The 18038-nt window shown below is 33.3% G+C and carries 14 protein-coding genes and 1 tRNA gene; 9 read left to right on the top strand and 6 right to left on the bottom strand.

Annotated features, from left to right (window positions below; genetic code table 11):
• Positions 1 to 34: 34 nt before the first annotated feature.
• From CLV91_RS02530 to CLV91_RS02520, 3 genes are read right to left on the bottom strand one after another with little or no spacing between them, the layout of a single operon-like run.
• The gene (locus tag CLV91_RS02530; protein WP_121063655.1) at positions 35 to 379 is read right to left on the bottom strand and encodes a four helix bundle protein; all 345 of its coding nucleotides are present in this window, start codon (positions 377 to 379) and stop codon (positions 35 to 37) included.
• Positions 380 to 411: 32 nt separating this feature from the next.
• The gene (rimM, locus tag CLV91_RS02525) at positions 412 to 939 is read right to left on the bottom strand and encodes a ribosome maturation factor RimM (protein ID WP_121063653.1); all 528 of its coding nucleotides are present in this window, start codon (positions 937 to 939) and stop codon (positions 412 to 414) included.
• Positions 940 to 956: 17 nt separating this feature from the next.
• On the bottom strand, positions 957 to 1514 hold the full coding sequence (locus CLV91_RS02520; protein WP_121063651.1) for a 30S ribosomal protein S16: 558 nt from the start codon (positions 1512 to 1514) through the stop codon (positions 957 to 959).
• Between the two features lie 247 nt (positions 1515 to 1761).
• Between CLV91_RS02520 and dnaE the strand changes: the two genes are divergently transcribed.
• The 9 genes from dnaE (at position 1762) to CLV91_RS02475 (ending at position 12875) form a co-directional block, all read left to right on the top strand.
• The gene (gene dnaE / locus CLV91_RS02515) at positions 1762 to 6195 is read left to right on the top strand and encodes a DNA polymerase III subunit alpha (RefSeq protein WP_121063649.1); all 4434 of its coding nucleotides are present in this window, start codon (positions 1762 to 1764) and stop codon (positions 6193 to 6195) included.
• Between the two features lie 108 nt (positions 6196 to 6303).
• A complete protein-coding gene (gene trxA / locus CLV91_RS02510; protein ID WP_121063647.1) occupies positions 6304 to 6621 on the top strand; it encodes a thioredoxin in 318 nt (105 codons plus the stop codon).
• Positions 6622 to 6730: 109 nt separating this feature from the next.
• A complete protein-coding gene (locus CLV91_RS02505; RefSeq protein ID WP_121063645.1) occupies positions 6731 to 7657 on the top strand; it encodes a DUF58 domain-containing protein in 927 nt (308 codons plus the stop codon).
• Between the two features lie 75 nt (positions 7658 to 7732).
• Positions 7733 to 7806, top strand: a tRNA-Asp gene (locus CLV91_RS02500).
• 123 nt (positions 7807 to 7929) lie between these two features.
• Positions 7930 to 8751, top strand: coding sequence for a 3-keto-disaccharide hydrolase (locus tag CLV91_RS02495; RefSeq protein WP_121063643.1), 822 nt, complete (start codon positions 7930 to 7932; stop codon positions 8749 to 8751).
• 4 nt (positions 8752 to 8755) lie between these two features.
• A complete protein-coding gene (locus CLV91_RS02490; protein ID WP_121063641.1) occupies positions 8756 to 9751 on the top strand; it encodes a Kelch repeat-containing protein in 996 nt (331 codons plus the stop codon).
• A gap of 38 nt (positions 9752 to 9789) precedes the next feature.
• Positions 9790 to 10596, top strand: coding sequence for a hypothetical protein (locus CLV91_RS02485; protein WP_121063639.1), 807 nt, complete (start codon positions 9790 to 9792; stop codon positions 10594 to 10596).
• 31 nt (positions 10597 to 10627) lie between these two features.
• Complete coding sequence (locus tag CLV91_RS02480; protein WP_121063636.1) at positions 10628 to 12082, top strand: arylsulfatase; 1455 nt, start codon at positions 10628 to 10630, stop codon at positions 12080 to 12082.
• A gap of 22 nt (positions 12083 to 12104) precedes the next feature.
• A complete protein-coding gene (locus CLV91_RS02475) occupies positions 12105 to 12875 on the top strand; it encodes a carbohydrate-binding family 9-like protein (RefSeq protein ID WP_121063634.1) in 771 nt (256 codons plus the stop codon).
• 66 nt (positions 12876 to 12941) lie between these two features.
• On the opposite strand, the gene CLV91_RS02470 is transcribed toward CLV91_RS02475, so the two are convergent.
• From CLV91_RS02470 to CLV91_RS02460, 3 genes are read right to left on the bottom strand one after another with little or no spacing between them, the layout of a single operon-like run.
• Positions 12942 to 14609 (bottom strand): DUF4955 domain-containing protein, encoded by a 1668-nt coding sequence (locus CLV91_RS02470; protein WP_121063632.1) that lies wholly within the window; start codon positions 14607 to 14609, stop codon positions 12942 to 12944.
• A 21-nt stretch (positions 14610 to 14630) separates the two neighbouring features.
• Positions 14631 to 16241 (bottom strand): sulfatase family protein, encoded by a 1611-nt coding sequence (locus CLV91_RS02465; protein WP_121063630.1) that lies wholly within the window; start codon positions 16239 to 16241, stop codon positions 14631 to 14633.
• The gene (locus tag CLV91_RS02460; RefSeq protein WP_121063628.1) at positions 16238 to 17800 is read right to left on the bottom strand and encodes an alpha-L-fucosidase; all 1563 of its coding nucleotides are present in this window, start codon (positions 17798 to 17800) and stop codon (positions 16238 to 16240) included. Before CLV91_RS02460 ends, CLV91_RS02465 begins: the two co-directional genes overlap by 4 nt.
• Positions 17801 to 18038 lie beyond the last annotated feature (238 nt).

The following is an 18038-nucleotide window of genomic DNA, read 5'->3' as shown; positions in this document are numbered from 1 at the left end:
CAAATTTTAAAAAACAAATACCAAAAGGCTTATTTTATGTTTTATTGATGATTGCAGATAAAATCTTTCTTAGTTCTTCAGTTTCTTGGATTAAAACTCTTATATCGTTATTTGGATTTAATTTTTCTTGTAATCGTAGCCAATATTTAGATTCCTTAGCTTCTTTTCTAGCTATTTTAAGACGATATTTGAAATCTTTATCACCTAGTTTTTCGTTAGCCTCAATATAATTTGCCCCAACAGAGCCAGAGGATCTAATTAGTTGTTTGCCGTCTTCAATATTCGAGACGGTTTTTGATAATTTCTTTATTAAGAATCTACATGATTTGGCAAATAAAAAAGTCCTTTCTTCTAAATCATATACTTTTTTAGTGTCCATTTTTGGAATTTAGAATTTATTATTTGGAATTTTTACTCTAAGTACAAATCTACCAATCCTTCTGGTGTGGTAACGTAGATAGTTTTTGTTTCTCTATCTAGCTTGGTAATTATTTCGTCTCTTACAGGAATAAGAATCTGTTTGTCTTCTTTTTCTATTTCAAAAAGCGCTTGAGAAGTGGTGTCATTTACACCAGTGATGGTTCCAATATTTCCATGAATAGAGTCATGAACATTAAAACCTATTATTTCGTGGAAATAGAATTTGTTTCCTGTTAATTTAGGAAGCATTGCAAGCGGTAAATATAATTTAGAACCCATAATGCGGTCTGCATCCGATTCTGTTTTTACTTCCTCAAAATCTATCCGTAGAAGGTTAGATTTATGTAAGCGACATTTATCAATAAAAAATGGAACCAGATTGTTTCCTAAAGAAACGAATACTGATTCCATGTTTTCGTAAGTTTCCGGGTCATCAGTATCTAGTTTAACTAGTACTTCTCCCTTAAAACTATATTTAGAGACGATTTTGCCTAAGTAGAAACATTCTTCCTTCTGCATAGCGTCTTTATTTTAATCTATTCTTCTTCTGTAGATGCAGCAGGAGCGGCTTCTACTTCTTCAGTAGTTTCTGCAGGTGCTTCAGCAGCAACTTCTTCGGCAACTTCTTCTACTTCTGGCAATAATGCAGCAGCAGCTTCCGCAGCACGCTTTTCATTTACTTCTTTTTCAGCAGCTAATGCTTTCGCTTTAGCATCTGCTTTAATTTTATCAATACCACCAACTTTAGCAGCATTAGCTTTTTCTTTTTCAGCAGACCAAGCAGCAAATTTTTCTTCTGCTTGCTCTTCCGTTAAAGCTCCTTTACGAACACCACCTGCTAAATGATTTTTTAGCATAACACCAGTGTGAGATAAAATTGCTCTAGCAGTATCTGTAGGTTGCGCACCATTTTGTAACCATTGAACAGAACCATCTATATTAAGGTCAATAGTTGCTGGGTTTGTATTAGGATTGTATGTTCCTAATTTTTCTAAGTATTTACCATCTCTTTTTGCTCTTGCATCTGCTGCAACAACCCAATAGAATGGTTTTCCTTTTTTACCGTGTCTTTGTAATCTAATTTTTACTGGCATATCACATTAATTTGTAGGGTGCCCGACCCTTGATTATTAATTCTTTAACTTAATTTTTTGCGTTTGGTGAGCAAAGTCAATCCGAAAGCGGGTGCAAATATACTGTATTTCAGTAAAACAACAATGTAATTCATATTTTTATTAAAGTAGAAAGCAAAAGTAGTTAATAACTCCTGTCTATTTTAACTAAAACAAAGGCTAACTTTGCTTATTTTTATCTACTTATTTTTTCTGAAAGAACTCCTTTATGTATCTAATTTTTGACACCGAAACCACCGGATTACCTAAACGTTGGAATGCTCCTATTACAGACACCGACAACTGGCCGCGCTGTATACAAATAGCATGGCAAATTCATGATGACATGGGTAGGTTAGTGGAGAGTCAAGATTACTTGGTAAAACCAGATGGGTTTAACATTCCATATGACGCAGAACAAATACACGGTATTTCTACAGAGTTAGCAGAGCAAAAAGGCGTTTCTTTAGCCGAGGTTTTAGAGAAATTTAATATTGCAATGTCCAAGACCAAATTTGTGGTAGGGCAAAATGTTGGGTTCGATGTTAATATCATGGGAGCAGAATTTCACCGTTTAGGTGTAGAAAATCCTTTACAAGAACTACCTGTTTTAGATACTTGTACAGAACATACAGCAAAGCTTTGCCAAATTCCAGGAGGTCGTGGAGGTAAGTTTAAATTACCAACGCTGACAGAATTACATCAATTTTTATTTGGAGAGCCTTTTGGAGAAGCGCATAATGCCACTGCCGATGTAGAGGCAACTACACGTTGTTTTCTGGAGCTTATACGTAAGCAACAATATACCGTTGAGCAGTTAGATGTTCAGCCCGATTATTTTAAGAATTTTAATGAGGCCAATCCGCAAGAGATACAACTTATTGGTCTTAAACACATCAATCTAAAAAAAGCATCTAAAAAAATAGCAGATGCACTTTGGGAAAAAGATACCGGTGGTGTTTCTCAAGAGGATATAAATAAAAACTTAGCTACTTTACAAGAAGCAGAGTTTGCGCATCTACATAATCATACACAGTTTTCCATTTTACAATCTACCATTAGTGTTCCAGATTTAGTAAAAGCTGCGGCAAAAATGAATATGCCAGCAGTTGCCATGACGGATCATGCAAATATGATGGGGGCTTTTCATTTTGTAAATGGCGTTCTTAGTCATAATAAAGGCGTAAAATCCAGAAATGATGCTAATGAAATACGGTATGAAGCTACCCAAGAGAATCGTTTAGAAGAAGGGGAGGAGCCTTTGCATGAGTTTGTTCCTGAAAAAGAAATTATACCTATTGTGGGTTGTGAGTTTCAGGTTTGTGAGGATCATAAAGATAAAACCCAAAAGGATAACGGCTACCAAATAGTTATGTTGGCCAAAAATAAAAATGGGTACCATAATTTGGCAAAAATGTCCTCCATTGCCTTTGTAGATGGTAAATATTATGTACCTAGAATAGATAAAAAAGTAATAGAACAGTACAAGGAAGATGTAATTGTTTTAACAGGAAATTTATATGGTGAAGTTCCTAGTAAGGTTCTTAATGTTGGAGAAAATCAGGCAGAAGAAGCTTTGGTTTGGTGGAAAGAAACTTTTGGAGACGATTTGTATATAGAATTAATGCGTCATGGTCAAGAAGATGAAGACCGTGTAAATCAAGTATTAATTCAATTTGCAAAAAAGCACAACGTTAAGTTGGTTGCTACAAATAATACCTATTACGCAGAAAAAGAAAATGCGCACGCACATGATATTTTACTGTGTGTAAAAGATGGAGAAAAGCAAGCAACGCCTATAGGTCGTGGTCGTGGGTATCGATACGGGTTGCCTAATCAGGAATATTACTTTAAGTCTTCTGCAGAGATGAAGGAACTTTTTAAAGATGTTCCGGAAGCCATTACTACTATTCAAGAAGTAATAGATAAGATAGAAACCTTTACCCTTGCTCGAGATGTATTATTACCTGCTTTTGATATTCCAGAGGAATTTCAGTTTAAAGAAGACAAGTTAGATGGCGGTAAACGAGGGGAAAATAAATTTTTAAGGCATTTAACCTATGAAGGTGCTAAAATAAGGTATGGGGAAATAACTCCAGAGATTGATGAACGTTTAGATTTTGAACTTCAGGTAATTGAAAAAACAGGGTATCCTGGGTATTTTTTAATTGTAGAAGATTTTATACGCGCTGCTCGTGATATGGATGTGTCTGTAGGGCCTGGACGTGGTTCTGCAGCTGGTTCCGCAGTTGCCTATTGTTTATGGATTACCAATTTAGACCCTATTAAATACGATTTACTTTTTGAGCGTTTCTTAAATCCGGATCGTGTATCCATGCCCGATATTGATATAGATTTTGATGATGAGGGACGTGGACGAGTAATGGACTATGTAATTGATAAGTACGGCGCAAACCAAGTAGCGCAGATTATCACTTATGGAACCATGGCGGCAAAATCATCTATTCGTGATACTGCTCGTGCGCTAGACTTACCATTGATGGATTCGGATCGTATGGCGAAGCTTATTCCTAATATGTCTAAGCTTAAAAAGATTATTGGTGTTGATGAAGCTACCCTTAAAAAGAAATTTAATAGCGAAGAACTTATAAAGGTAAATGAACTTTTAGCCATATCAGAAGGGGATGGTTTGGAGTCCGAAACCTTAAATCAGGCTTATATTTTAGAAGGTTCTGTTCGTAATACAGGAATACATGCATGCGGGGTAATTATTACGCCAGATGATATTACCAAATTCGTTCCTGTGGCACTTGCCAAGGATTCTGAAATGTACTGCACCCAGTTTGATAACTCGGTCGTGGAAGATGCGGGTCTGCTAAAAATGGATTTCTTGGGGTTAAAAACATTAACCTTAATTAAGGATACTGTTAAAATTGTAAAAGCAAAACACGGTGTAGAATTAGATCCAGAAAATTTTCCGCTCGATGATGAAAAAACATACGAGCTTTTCCAAAGAGGGGAAACAGTAGGGGTGTTCCAGTATGAATCTCCTGGGATGCAAAAACACATGAGGTCGTTAAAACCAACAGTTTTTGCAGATTTAATTGCCATGAATGCCTTGTATAGACCTGGGCCAATGGAATATATTCCAAGTTTTATTGCTCGTAAGCACGGTACCGAAGAGATTATTTACGATTTAGATGCTTGTGAAGAATATTTAGCAGAAACCTACGGAATTACCGTATACCAAGAGCAAGTGATGCTTCTTTCGCAAAAGTTAGCAGATTTCACAAAAGGTGAGGCCGATGTTTTACGTAAAGCAATGGGTAAAAAGCAGAAGCACGTTCTAGATAAAATGAAGCCTAAGTTTATAGAACAAGCTTCAGCAAAAGGACATGCAGTAGATAAATTAGAGAAGATTTGGAAGGATTGGGAAGCTTTTGCAGCCTATGCTTTTAACAAATCGCACTCCACTTGTTATGCTTGGATTGCGTACCAAACGGCATATTGTAAAGCGCATTACCCTGCAGAATATATGGCAGCGGTACTGTCTAATAATATGAATGATATTAAGCAGGTTACCTTCTTTATGGAAGAATGTAAGCGTATGGGCTTAGATGTATTAGGGCCAGATGTAAACGAATCCTACTATAAATTTGCGGTGAATGATGCTGGTGCCGTACGTTTTGGAATGGGAGCTGTAAAAGGAGTAGGGCGTGGAGCTGTAGAAACTATCGTAGAAAATAGAAAAGAAGATGGGCCTTATAAATCGGTGTTTGATATGGCTAAGCGAATAGATTTAAGAGCATCAAACAAAAAAGCTTTTGAAAGTTTAGCAGTAGCAGGTGGTTTTGATTCTTTTGGGGAAACTCATAGAGCACAATATTTTCATACCGAAGGAGATGCGGTTACATTTTTGGAAAAGGTCATAAAATCGGGTTCTAAATATCAAGAAAATCAAAATTCTTCTCAGATGGATATGTTTGGGGGAGTTAGTGAGGCGCAAATACCAGAGCCTATTGTGCCACCTTGCGAGGAATGGGGTACAATGGAAAAACTTCGAAGAGAAAAAGAAGTAGTTGGTATTTACATTTCTGGGCACCCATTGGACGACTTTAAGTCCGAGATAAAAGCGTTTACCAATGGAACCATTTCTTGTTTTACAGATTTGCCTTCTTATGTGAATAGAGAAATTTCTTTTGCAGGTGTTATAACAGATGTACAGCATAGGGTTTCTAAAAATGGAAAAGGATGGGCTATGTTTACCATGGAAGATTATATGGATTCTTTTGAGTTTCGTGTTTTTGGAGAAGAGTATTTAAAATTTAGACATTTCTTAATGATTAACTCTTTTGCTTATGTGAAGATTTTTGTAAAAGATGGTTGGACAAATAGGGATACTGGTAAAAAAGGAGATCCAAGAATGCAATTTAATAGCTTTATGCTATTGCAAGAAGTTATGGAAACGTATGCTAAAAAGCTAACTATTAAATTAGATGTCTCGCAATTAAAAGAAGAAAATGTGGCTCAACTTAAAGACACAATTAGTTCTTTTACAGGAACAAATTCTTTAAATTTTATAGTATATGAGATGGAAGAAAAAATTAAGGTTAATTTATCACCCAGAAAGCAAAAAGTATTAATAACACCAGAACTCCTTGCGGCATTAGAAGAGCAAGAAGTAAAGTATAAAATTAATTAAAACTATAAACTTTACTAATATCACAATAGGAAAAAGGTATATTGCGTTAGTAAGGAAATGGAATATAATTTGACTAAATTTGTGTAATATTTATAAAAATAAAAAAACATGGCATTAGAAATAACAGACGCTACTTTTGATGAGGTAGTTTTAAAAAGTGATAAACCAGTAGTAGTAGATTTTTGGGCAGCTTGGTGTGGTCCTTGTAGAATGGTAGGTCCTATCATTGATGAGGTAAGTACAGAATATGATGGTAAAGCTGTTGTAGGTAAAGTTGATGTAGATGCTAATCAGGAATTTGCAGCTAAATATGGTGTTCGTAACATACCAACAGTATTGGTTTTTAAAGATGGAGAGATAGTAAGTAGACAAGTAGGGGTTTCTCCGAAAAAAGTTTACACAGATGCTATTGATGCAGCAATGTAATATAGTATAAGAATACATTTATATAGGGCTTGATGAAAATCAGGCTCTTTTTTTATGCTTTTATCTTAAAATAAGAGATGCTCTAGTTTTCTTATTTTATCTTAGTAATATGAAATTGCAATCTCAATTACAAAAAGCTTCTCTTTTTCAGAATCTAGAGTTACTAGCTAGTCAGGTAGTAGAAGGGTTTATTAGCGGGATTCATAAAAGTCCATTTCATGGTTTTTCTGCAGAGTTTGCGGAACATAAAATTTACAATAGCGGCGAAAGTACCAAGCATATAGACTGGAAGTTATTTGCAAAGACCGATAAATTGTATACTAAGAAGTATGAAGAAGAAACTAACTTAAGGTGTCACTTCATATTAGATAATTCTGCTTCTATGTATTATCCAGAAATAGAAAAATTAGGTATAGATAATTTAAATAAAATAGGTTTTTCGGTTTTAGCAATTGCAGCTTTAATGAATGTGTTAAAAAAACAAAGAGATGCCGTTGGGTTAAGTGTGTATTCCTCTGCTTATCAAAATTACTATCCAGAAAAAGGAAGTGAAAGGCACCATCAAATGTTACTAGCAAAGCTTAGTGAGATAAGTAAAGAAAAGGAACCCGAGAAAGAGACAAAGACGTATACTTATTTGCATGAGATAGCAGAGAATATAAAGCGCAGAAGCCTTGTTTTTTTGTTTACAGACATGTTTCAGTCTACTTTAGATAATAAAGCTTTGTTTAATGCACTACGTCATTTAAAACATAATAAACACCAAGTTGTTCTTTTTCATGTGTTAGATAAAAAAACGGAATTAAATTTTAATTTTGAAAACACTCCAAAACGTTTTGTAGATGTAGAGACAGGATCGCATATAGATTTGTATGCAGATACGGTTAAAAATGCTTACGAGAATAAATTATATACTACTATTGAGGAACTTAAGCTAAAGTGTGCGCAGTATAAAATTAGATATGTGGATGTGGATGTTACTTCAAATTTCTCGAAAGTATTAAATACCTTTTTGGTAGAAAAGCACAAATTTTAATTATTAGTAAATTTTTTACTAAAATTTCTTGTGTAATTAAATAAGCGGCGTATATTTGCAACCGCTAAACGCCACGGTCTGGTAGTTCAGTTGGTTAGAATACCTGCCTGTCACGCAGGGGGTCGCGGGTTCGAGTCCCGTCCAGACCGCGAAAAGCTCTCAAGAAATTGAGAGCTTTTTTTGTATATACTATTTAGGCTTTTAATACTCCATTTATTTTTCTACTTTAGTAAGCCCCCTTTTACTCATATTATACATAAACCAATAGACCAATGAAAAACCTTTTTTTATTGTCTTTAATTCTTTGTGCTTTAAGTTGTAAAAATAAAGGAACAGAAACTATTAAAGATTTTACCCCATTGTACAACGGAGAAAATTTAAATAATTGGGATTGCCATTGTAAAGGGGAAGATCCCGAATTACCAAAAAAAGTGTTTACTGCTGGTAATAAAGGAGAAATACATGTATTTAAAAATTTTCCAGAGAATTATGGAGTGTTAGAAAATAAAAACGAAACACACTGTATGATTTTTACAAAGAAAAAATATAGTCGCTACATTTTTAAATTTGATTATAAATGGGGGAATAAGCTTTTTAATAATTATGATACTTACCAATATGATGCAGGAATGTATTTTCATGTTTTTAACACTAAAATATGGCCAGAAGGAATAGAATACCAAGTGCGTTATAATCATTTAGAAAAAAGAAATCATACTGGAGATATATGGAATTCTGGTTCTAGTTTTAATTGGTATGCAGATGAAAAAAATAACACTTCAGAAAGTAAAACATATTTACCTTTAAATGAAGGAGGTGTTTTGCAAGCTCATAAAGGAGGAGAGCATAGGGCATCTAAAAATGCAGAGTATAATGCGCTTAATGGAAAGTGGAACCATTGTGAGGTTATTGTTATGGGTAATACGTATGCTATTTTTAAATTAAATGGTAAAGTTGTAAATGTAATTACTACTATTAAACATAAAGAAGGGGTAGTTGGTTTACAGGCAGAAACCGCAGAAATTTTTTATAAAAACATTAGTATAAAAGAGTTTTCTGAAGATATTCCAATTTCACAATTTTTAAATAATTAATTTAATGTTAGGAAGATTTTTTTTTAGTGGTATACTGGTGTTATTAATCTCTTGTGCAGGGGTAAAACAAAATAGAGAAAAAGAGAATAGATGGGAAAATATTACCTCTACAAATGAGTCAGAGTTAATAGGAAGACATGAGGCAGCATTTGTAAGTGTTAAGGATAAGTTTTATTTAGTAGGCGGAAGAGGAATTAGACCGGTAAGTATTTACAATGCAGTAACAGGCGTATGGACTAAAGGAGCAAAACCTCCATTAGAGCTGCACCATTTTCAGCCAGTAGTCTATAAGAATTTAGTATACGTTATTGGGGCAATGACAGGGAAGTACCCAGGAGAAGTTCCAGTTCCAGATATTTACATCTATAATGTTTCTACAAATAGTTGGTCTAAAGGAGATACAATCCCAAAAGATAGATTAAGAGGTTCTACAGGAAATGTTATTTATAAGGATAATGTATATATATCTTGTGGTATAAAAAATGGTCATATTGGAGATCATAAAAAGTGGCTAGATACCTATAATTTGCAAACAGGAGAATGGAAAGTTTTGCCAGATGCGCCTACAGCAAGAGACCATTTTCAGGCAACCGTGGTAGAAAATAAAATATACCTTTTAGGAGGCAGGCAATCTAAAGCACCAGACGAAACTTTTAAACATACAATAGCAGAAGTAAATGTTTTTGATATTGAAAAAAATAGTTGGGCAACATTAGCTAATAATTTACCAACAGAACGTGCTGGAAATATGGTAACAGCAATTAATAAGCATATTTGGGTAATTGGTGGGGAATCTGAAAACCAGCCAGTAGCACATAACGAGGTAGAAGTGTTAAATACAATGACTAAAACTTGGGAAAAGAAACCTTCTTTGCAAAGAGGTCGGCATGGAACAGGAATAGTAGTATATAAAAATACATGTTATGTGGCTTCGGGTTCAGGAAATAAAGGAGGTTCTCCAGAACTAAAAAGTATGGAGAAGCTAGAGTTAAATAATTAAATTTTTAATAACATTCTTTCATTTAAGAATCCTATATCATGAAAAAAATATTTGGAATAATTCTTTTAACTTTTTTGTTTAATTGCTCTAATGATGATGCTATTGTAGCGGATAAAACTTTTGAAGGAGATGTAACTCTTACAACACAAAGAGAAGTAGATGATTTTGGGGATAAAAACATTACTCATATTAATGGTATATTAACTATTGGAGGAAATGTATTAGAGACAACAGATATTTTAGAGTTAAAAAAATTAGAAAACTTAAAAAGTGCTTTGAGTATATATATTACATATAATAATGAGTTAAGAAATTTAAATGGCTTAGGAAATATAACTGCTAGTGGGCAAATAATTATTTCTAATAATCCAGCTTTAGTTAGTTTAAAAGGTTTGGAAAAAATTTCTGAAGCCGCAGTTATTTCTATAAGACATAATGTTGCTCTTATTAATCTTGAAGGTTTAAATGGTATAGTTAATTTATCAAGTAGTTTAAATGTCGTAGATAATTATAATTTAAAAAGTTTAAATGGCCTTACTGCTTTAAAAAGCACCAAATGGTTACATGTTGTAGGGAATGCTATAGAAAATTTAAATGGTTTAGAAAGCCTTGAGGAGGTAGAGAATTTTTTTATAGAAAGAAACAATAGTTGCTTAAATTTAAATGGCCTTTCTAGTTTAACTTCTATAAAAGGAGAGTTAGTAATTATAGGAAATATAGCTCTTTCAAATTTTTGCGGACTTAAATTAGGCTTTATGTCTAATTACAATGGTGAGTATTTAGTTAATGATAATGCGTATAACCCTACATTACAAAATCTTAAAGATGAAGATTGTAAACTATAGTAGATAATAAATTTTTAAATATCCTGTATTTATGAAAGCAACAAAATTTCTATTAGGTGTATTTTGTTTTTTTATTATTTTTTCTTGTAAAACAAAAGAAGATAAGCCTAAAGAAAAAGAAACAAAGCTGCCCAATATAGTATACATCTTGGCAGATGATTTGGGTTATGGGGATATAAGCTTTACGGGACAAGAAAAATTTAACACCCCTAATATAGATAAACTGGCTCGTGAGGGGATGTTTTTTACGCAACATTATTCTGGTGCTACGGTTTGCGCACCATCAAGGTCGGCATTATTAACAGGTCAGCATACAGGACATACACCAATAAGAGGGAATAAAGAAGTTCTTCCAGAAGGCCAATGGCCAATACCTAAAGGAACATTTACTTTGGCTCAAATGCTAAAAGAAAAAGGCTACGCTACTGGCGCTTTTGGAAAATGGGGTTTAGGATATCCAGGTTCAGAAGGAGAGCCTTTAAACCAAGGGTTTGACACTTTTTATGGCTATAACTGTCAACGTTTAGGGCATCATTATTATCCATATCATTTATGGGACAACACTTCCAAAGTAATACTTAAAGGTAATCAAGGTTATAAAAAAGAAGAATATGCACCTAATTTAATTCATAATAAAGCAATTTCTTTTATGGAGAAGCATAAAGAAGCTCCTTTTTTTATGTATTATCCAAGTGTAATTCCACATGCAGAACTTGCTGCACCTAAGGAATACATGGATTTGTTTTTAGGAAAGCTAGAGCCCGAAAAATCTTTTATAGGAAGGGATAGTGGAGAGGAATATAGAAATGGAGATTATGAATCTCAGGAAAATACACATGCAGCATTTGCGGCTATGGTAACATTACTTGATAATCAAGTTGGTGAGATTGTAAAAAAAATTACGGAGTTAGGCCTTGAGGAAAATACCTTAATTATTTTTACTTCAGATAATGGGCCACATATAGAAGGAGGTGCTGATCCAGACTATTTTAATAGTAATGGTATATACCGTGGGTATAAAAGAGACTTATATGAAGGAGGTATTCATGTTCCTATGATTGCTAAATGGAAAGGTGTTATAAAAGAGAATACTACTGCAAATCATATTTCTGCTTTTTGGGATGTATTACCAACTTTAGGAGAAATTATTGGTACAGAAATGGATAAAAATTTAGATGGAATTTCATTTTTACCAACATTAAAAAGTAAAGAAAATCAGGAACAACATAGTCATTTATATTGGGAATTTCATGAAAAAGGAGGAAGGCAGGCAATTAGAAAAGGAAAATGGAAACTTGTAAGGTATAATATTAAGAAAGGTGGTGCTAATGAGTTATATAATTTAGATGAAGATCCAGGGGAAACAAATAATCTTGCTGGTAGTTTAAATGATAAGGTGGTAGAATTATCAATAATTTTAGAAGAAAGTAGAACTCCGTCAGAAGTCTATAAGTTTAAACAGACAGCATTTAATGGAGAGAAGTAACTAATTTTAAATTCAATTAAAAATGCTTAAAATAAAAGGAATAATTTTTTTGTCTTTATTGATAAGTTTAACCTGTAATGCTCAGGATAAAAAGAAATTATCATTAGGCGAGCAGCCCATTTTTAAGGTAAGTAAAGCAACTAGTTCTGTTGTTGTAGATGGAAAAATGGATGAAATTATATGGAAAAAAACAGAAGTTGGAACTTTTGATAATTTTTATGCCGCACCAGAACCTAATGATAAACAAAAAAGTACATTTAGAATGTTATGGGGAGAAAATAGTCTGTATGTGTTTTTTGAATTTGAAGATAAGTATTTAACGGTTAGGGAAACTCAAAGAGATGGTGCTCCATATTTTGATGATTGCGCCGAAATTTTTATTATTCCAGCACCTGAAGCTTTGGATACACATTTTGGGTTTGAATTAAATTTGAATAAGGCTTCTAACGATTTTGTGTATTTCAATAATTATTATAATAATAAGAATGTAGCTTTAAAAAGTTTTAATCCAAATTTTAAAGCAGAGGTTACTTACAATGGTACTATAAATGATAATTCTGATATTGATAAAGGTTGGACTATGGAATTAGAAATTCCGTTATCTGTTTTTGGGTTTTTAGGGGAAGTTGTCCCTGTTGAAAAAGGAAATATTTGGACATTTTTAGCCTTAAGACAAGATAGAAATGATTCCGAGGGTAACCGAAGGTCAACCTCAACACAATTTCCTATAGCAGATTTTTCAAAAAATGTACATCAACCCACAGATTTTGGCTTCATGCAGTTTGTAGAGTAATTTATTTAAAAAACATCATTATGATTAAAGCATATTATTTTAGACCCTTCTTGTTTTTTGTTTAATTTATTCTGCTAAAACTTTTTGTTTCCAGTTTTCCCATTCGACTAATACATGATCTAACCAAATAGGTCTTTTGCCAAGTCTATAAGTAAGTTGCTCTTCGTATAAGGATTCTGGATAAACTTTTTTACCTAAACTCTCTGAATACCCAAGACTAGATTTTACAAATGTAGTCTCAGAGCCATGAAACCCTACAACAGTTGGGCTAACTATAGCAAAACCCCAATATAGGCTTTTAGGATTCTCTTTATTTGGTTGCATAGACCAATAATCATAATTTTTAATAGCTGGCCCAGTCTGATTAAAATTCCATAAAGTAAACCCCTTCATATGGTGTGGCTCTACTTTATAGTTTCCTCCGTTTCCAGACATATTATAAGCTTCATAACAATCGTATAGCGTAGACCTAGTATATCCAGAGTGTAAATCAAAACCTCTCCCTTGTGGAGCAGATATTCTCCATGCTACATTACCAGCTGCCATGTGAGAAGCATCAATTCCATGCCATTGTCCTAAATCAGTTTTATCTAACCATAAACCAGTAAGATTTCTAGTTCCAAATGTCATCTCTACTGATCCATGCCCTTGCTTACCATCAATAATATTCATAATTACAGAACTCGAAATACTTCCAGAAACTCTAATTGCACTATTCACATTTGTAAATACACATCTACGAATCCAACTATTAGCTACATGTGCCATATTTACACCTTTCCAACCACTATCGTGAATTTTGTTTTTATGGTGTTTAAATTTCTCTTGAAAATTACCAATCACATGAATATCTTCAAAACCACATTCTGATATTACTTCATGTGGTGCTACATACCATTTATATTCTGGTTTAATATCTGTTAATAAAGGACGTTCTAAAATAATTTTATCGCCCTTTATTTTTTTTATTTTATGAATTTCATTCGCTGTAATACCCTTCTCATTAATACGTTCCCACTGCGGACGGGTAGAAATCTCTCCTAGAAAATCTACCATACACTCTTTATTATAGGGCATTACTAATATAATGTGCGATTGGTTTTTAAATCTACTAGCGTCTTTTACTTTTATCATATAACTTCCTTCTGCTGCAAATTTTGTTATGTTACTTTTCACATGATAAGGTCTTGCAGATATATTGGTTGAGCAATAGCTGTCATAATCTAATTCTTTGGGGCGAAAAGTAAACATATGTGGACCAATCCATTTAAAAATGGATTTGTCATGACGCATATAATCTTGCATAAAAATCTCTGTGCCTCCCGGGCCAGCTCCTTCTCCTTTAATAATAATATTAGAATGGTTTATTTCAAACCCTTTATAATACTCTCCTTTGCAAACTACATATCTCCCTTTAGGGATAAAAACTACACCGCCTTTAGAATTTTCTGCCGCTCTAATTGCTGTGTGTATTGCTGCATCATCAGCTATAGTATCATTTGGAACAGCTCCGTAATCTAAAATATTAAAATAGGTAGATGTTTGTTTAGATATTTTTGGTATGGGTACTTCACCATAAGCATACCCAGCATGAGAATAATCTACTAAAACAGGATTTGCTTTATTCTTTTTATATTTAACCTTATAATCTTTCCAAATTTTTGCTTCTTGTGCTATTGCAGATAATGAAACACTGCCACATATAAGAAGTAAATAAAATAATTTGTTATGCATATTTTTATTTTTTAGAATCTTTTATTTATCCCAATATTCTTCTATTACTTTTTGAATCTCTTCATATTGTGTATCGTCTTCTCTAATTTCTTTACGTACTTCTTTTAATTTGTTCTTTAAAGATTTTACAACTGGAGCATATTCAGGGTTTTTGTATTGATTAACCATCTCATCAGGGTCTTTTTTTAAATCATAAAGCTCCCATGCAACAGGAGTATGCCCGTTTTCAATTTCTTTTTCTTTAGGATATGATTTATAGGGTCTACCATAAAAGAAAATAAGTTTGTATTCTTTGGTTCTTATTCCAAAATGAGCAGGAACTTCATGATGATGCATATGCATCCAGTAACGGTAATAGGTATGCTGAGGAAATTCTTCTGGTTCTAGACCTGTTTCTAGAATGGTTTTAAAACTTTTACCTTGCATGTATTCAGGTACTTTTCCTCCTGCTAATTCAATCAATGTTGGTGCAAAATAAGTGTTATTAATCATGGCATCACTACGGCTTCCTGGTTTTATTTTTTTAGGGTACCGTACAATAAATGGCATACGCATACTTGGGTCGTAGATCCACCGTTTATCAATATAATCTTGTTCTCCCAAAAAAAAGCCTTGATCTCCTGTATATACAATAATTGTATTATCATATAAACCTTCTTCTTTAAGGTAATCTACTATCCGTTTTAGGTTATCATCAACTCCTTTTACACAACGTAAATATTTCTTTAGATACAATTGGTAGCTGGCACTAGTATATGCATTACCTTTAAGTGATTGATCCACTCCTAATGTTTTTCCTTGATTTCTTCTATGATGACGTTTAGAAACGGATGTTCCTATATAATGTATTAAAGAATCATTAATACCGCGTGTAGCTTCACTTCCTGTTCCTCTTTTATAAAGACTTTTTGGTTCTGGAATTTTAACATCTTCTAAGTAACTGTTATAACGTGGAGCATTTTCAAAATCATCATGAGGCGCTTTAAAATGATGCATTAAAAAGAAAGGTTTGTCTTTATTTCTATGATTTTTTAACCATTCAAGTGTTTTATTTGTAATAACATCAGAACTATGCCCTTTATATTTTTTACCAGGTAGTGTTTGTTTTTTGCGATAATGAATACGGGTAGCCGAATCTGTTTCATTTTTCTCGTAAAGTATTGGGTCAAAATAATTGCCCTGTCCATGCAGTACACTATAATAATTAAACTCTTCAGGAGGTTCATGCAAGTGCCATTTACCTACAACTGCAGTTTGGTAACCAAGATTGTTCATCTCTTTTGCTAAGTATTGCTTTTTAACAGGCAATCGGCAATGAAGATCATAAATTTTATTTACTTGATTATACTGGCCAGTCATAATACTTGCTCTGCTTGGAGTACAAATAGCATTGGTTACATAACAATTATCAAATACCATCCCTTCCTTTGCTAAAGCATCAATATTAGGAGAGGGATTTAAATCACTCAAAATTGATTTATAAGCACCTATTGCTTGCCAAGTGTGATCATCTGACATTACAAATAATATGTTTGGCTTTTTATTTTCTATTTTATCTTTTGTGTTACAGCTAATAAGAAAAGTTATTACTAACTTAAGAATAGCCAGCCTTAACCAATAATGTTTTCTCATTTTGTAACGATTTTAAATGTGATGACCTTTTCTTTTACATCTGGATTATTAAATTCTAATTTTATTGTTCCATTAGTAATCGAATACTTTGGTGTTTCATTGTTTCCTAGTTGATAGATAGCTGTCACATTTTGGTGGATGTTTTTTAAATCAATAGTATCTTCATTAATTACTTTACAAAAGGCATAGATATTCTCTCCTTTTTGAGTATACCGTACGTTTTTATTTCCATAAACCGTATAGACTTTAGATTCATAAATTCCTTCAGAATTAATATCCATCCAATCTCCCATTTCTTCTAGAAACTTGTATTCTTTTTCATGTAGAGTACCATCTGGTTTCATTGGTATACCTAAAAGTAAGTTTCCATTTTTGCTTACCACATCTACCAAGTTCCATATAACACTTACAGTTGTTGGGAAATCTGCTTTCTTATTATAATGCCAAGCTCCAAATGGCCTGTCTTTTTGCCAAGGGTATTTCTGAATTTCTTGTTCTCCTCCTCCAAAACCGCCTTTCTCACGGTCTATGACCATACCTTTTTTATATATTTCGGGAACGGACTCGTTTAAATCATGAACTTTAATATTCATTACACCATTCTCTTTGCCATGCCACTTACGGTTTTGGTTGTAGAAATAAGAGATAATATCAATACCAGCTTCCTTAAAAGGTGTTCGTTCTGCTATTTTTCTGGTTTCATCTGGTACACCTTCGTATGTGTCATCTCCATGATAAGTAAACTGTCGCCAAACCTGTTCCACAATATAAGAATCAAAATACAGTAAATCTGGTTGGTAGCTATCTACCAAATCTACACAACGATCATACCAGTTTTGCATCCATTCTCTAGTTGGTATGGAGTCATTTTCACGTTCATAAGGACTGTATAACATGGCAGGGTCATAACCTTCCCACCATTTTCCTTTACCATCTTTAAGTGTTAATCTACCATCATACAAAACATCTTTTAAAGGTCCTTTTTTATCTGAACCAAAAGCATTTAAGAACCAACCCCATGTGTTTATGTTATGCACACTTACGCCAAACTTTAAGCCGTTTTTATCTGCTGCATTTTTCCACTCTCCTACAACATCTCTTTTAGGGCCAATATTTATAGAATTCCACTTTTGGTGTTTTGAATTCCAAGTATCAAAATTACAATGATGATTCGCTAATGCTACAAAGTATTTAGCACCTGCTCGTTTATAAAGATTCATTAAACTGTCTGGTTTCCATTTGTCTAATGTCCATTTTGGCAATAGATCTTTGTATCCAATTTTTGATGGGTGTCCAAAGTTTTGAACATGATACTCGTAATTAGGATGTCCTTCTTTATACATATTATGAGCATACCAATCACCTTCCATTGGAACATCCTGAGGAGAACTATGAGCCCATATTCCAAATTTGGCATCTGCAAACCAATCTGGACATTCATAAGTACTCAGTGACTTCCAATTAGATAGATATATTTTATCTTTTTTTTGTCCATCTTTATTAGAACAGGAATAGAATAAACCAACCAAAAAAACTATTTTAATTTTTGAACTTATCATTTTGGAACAGTATTAATACTTGTTATTTAATTTTTGTTATTGCAAGATCTAATTATTTTAAAAATTATCAGGGGTGTTTTGCGGGATGGTTAGGGGTGTATTTAATTCGTCATAAAATATTAATACATTTTAAAACTTCTTATAGGCCTTTTAATTCACTGAGTGTGGTGCTTTTTGATTTCCCTATCGTTCTAAAATACTTTTTGTCATAGAATGATTTACCCCCTTTCATAAACTT

Origin of the sequence: Maribacter vaceletii, from assembly GCF_003634105.1 — a bacterium.
In the GTDB taxonomy this organism is placed as follows: domain Bacteria; phylum Bacteroidota; class Bacteroidia; order Flavobacteriales; family Flavobacteriaceae; genus Maribacter_B; species Maribacter_B vaceletii.
Note: the sequence above shows the minus strand (reverse complement) of the source record. Positions and strands in the feature narration are given on the sequence as shown.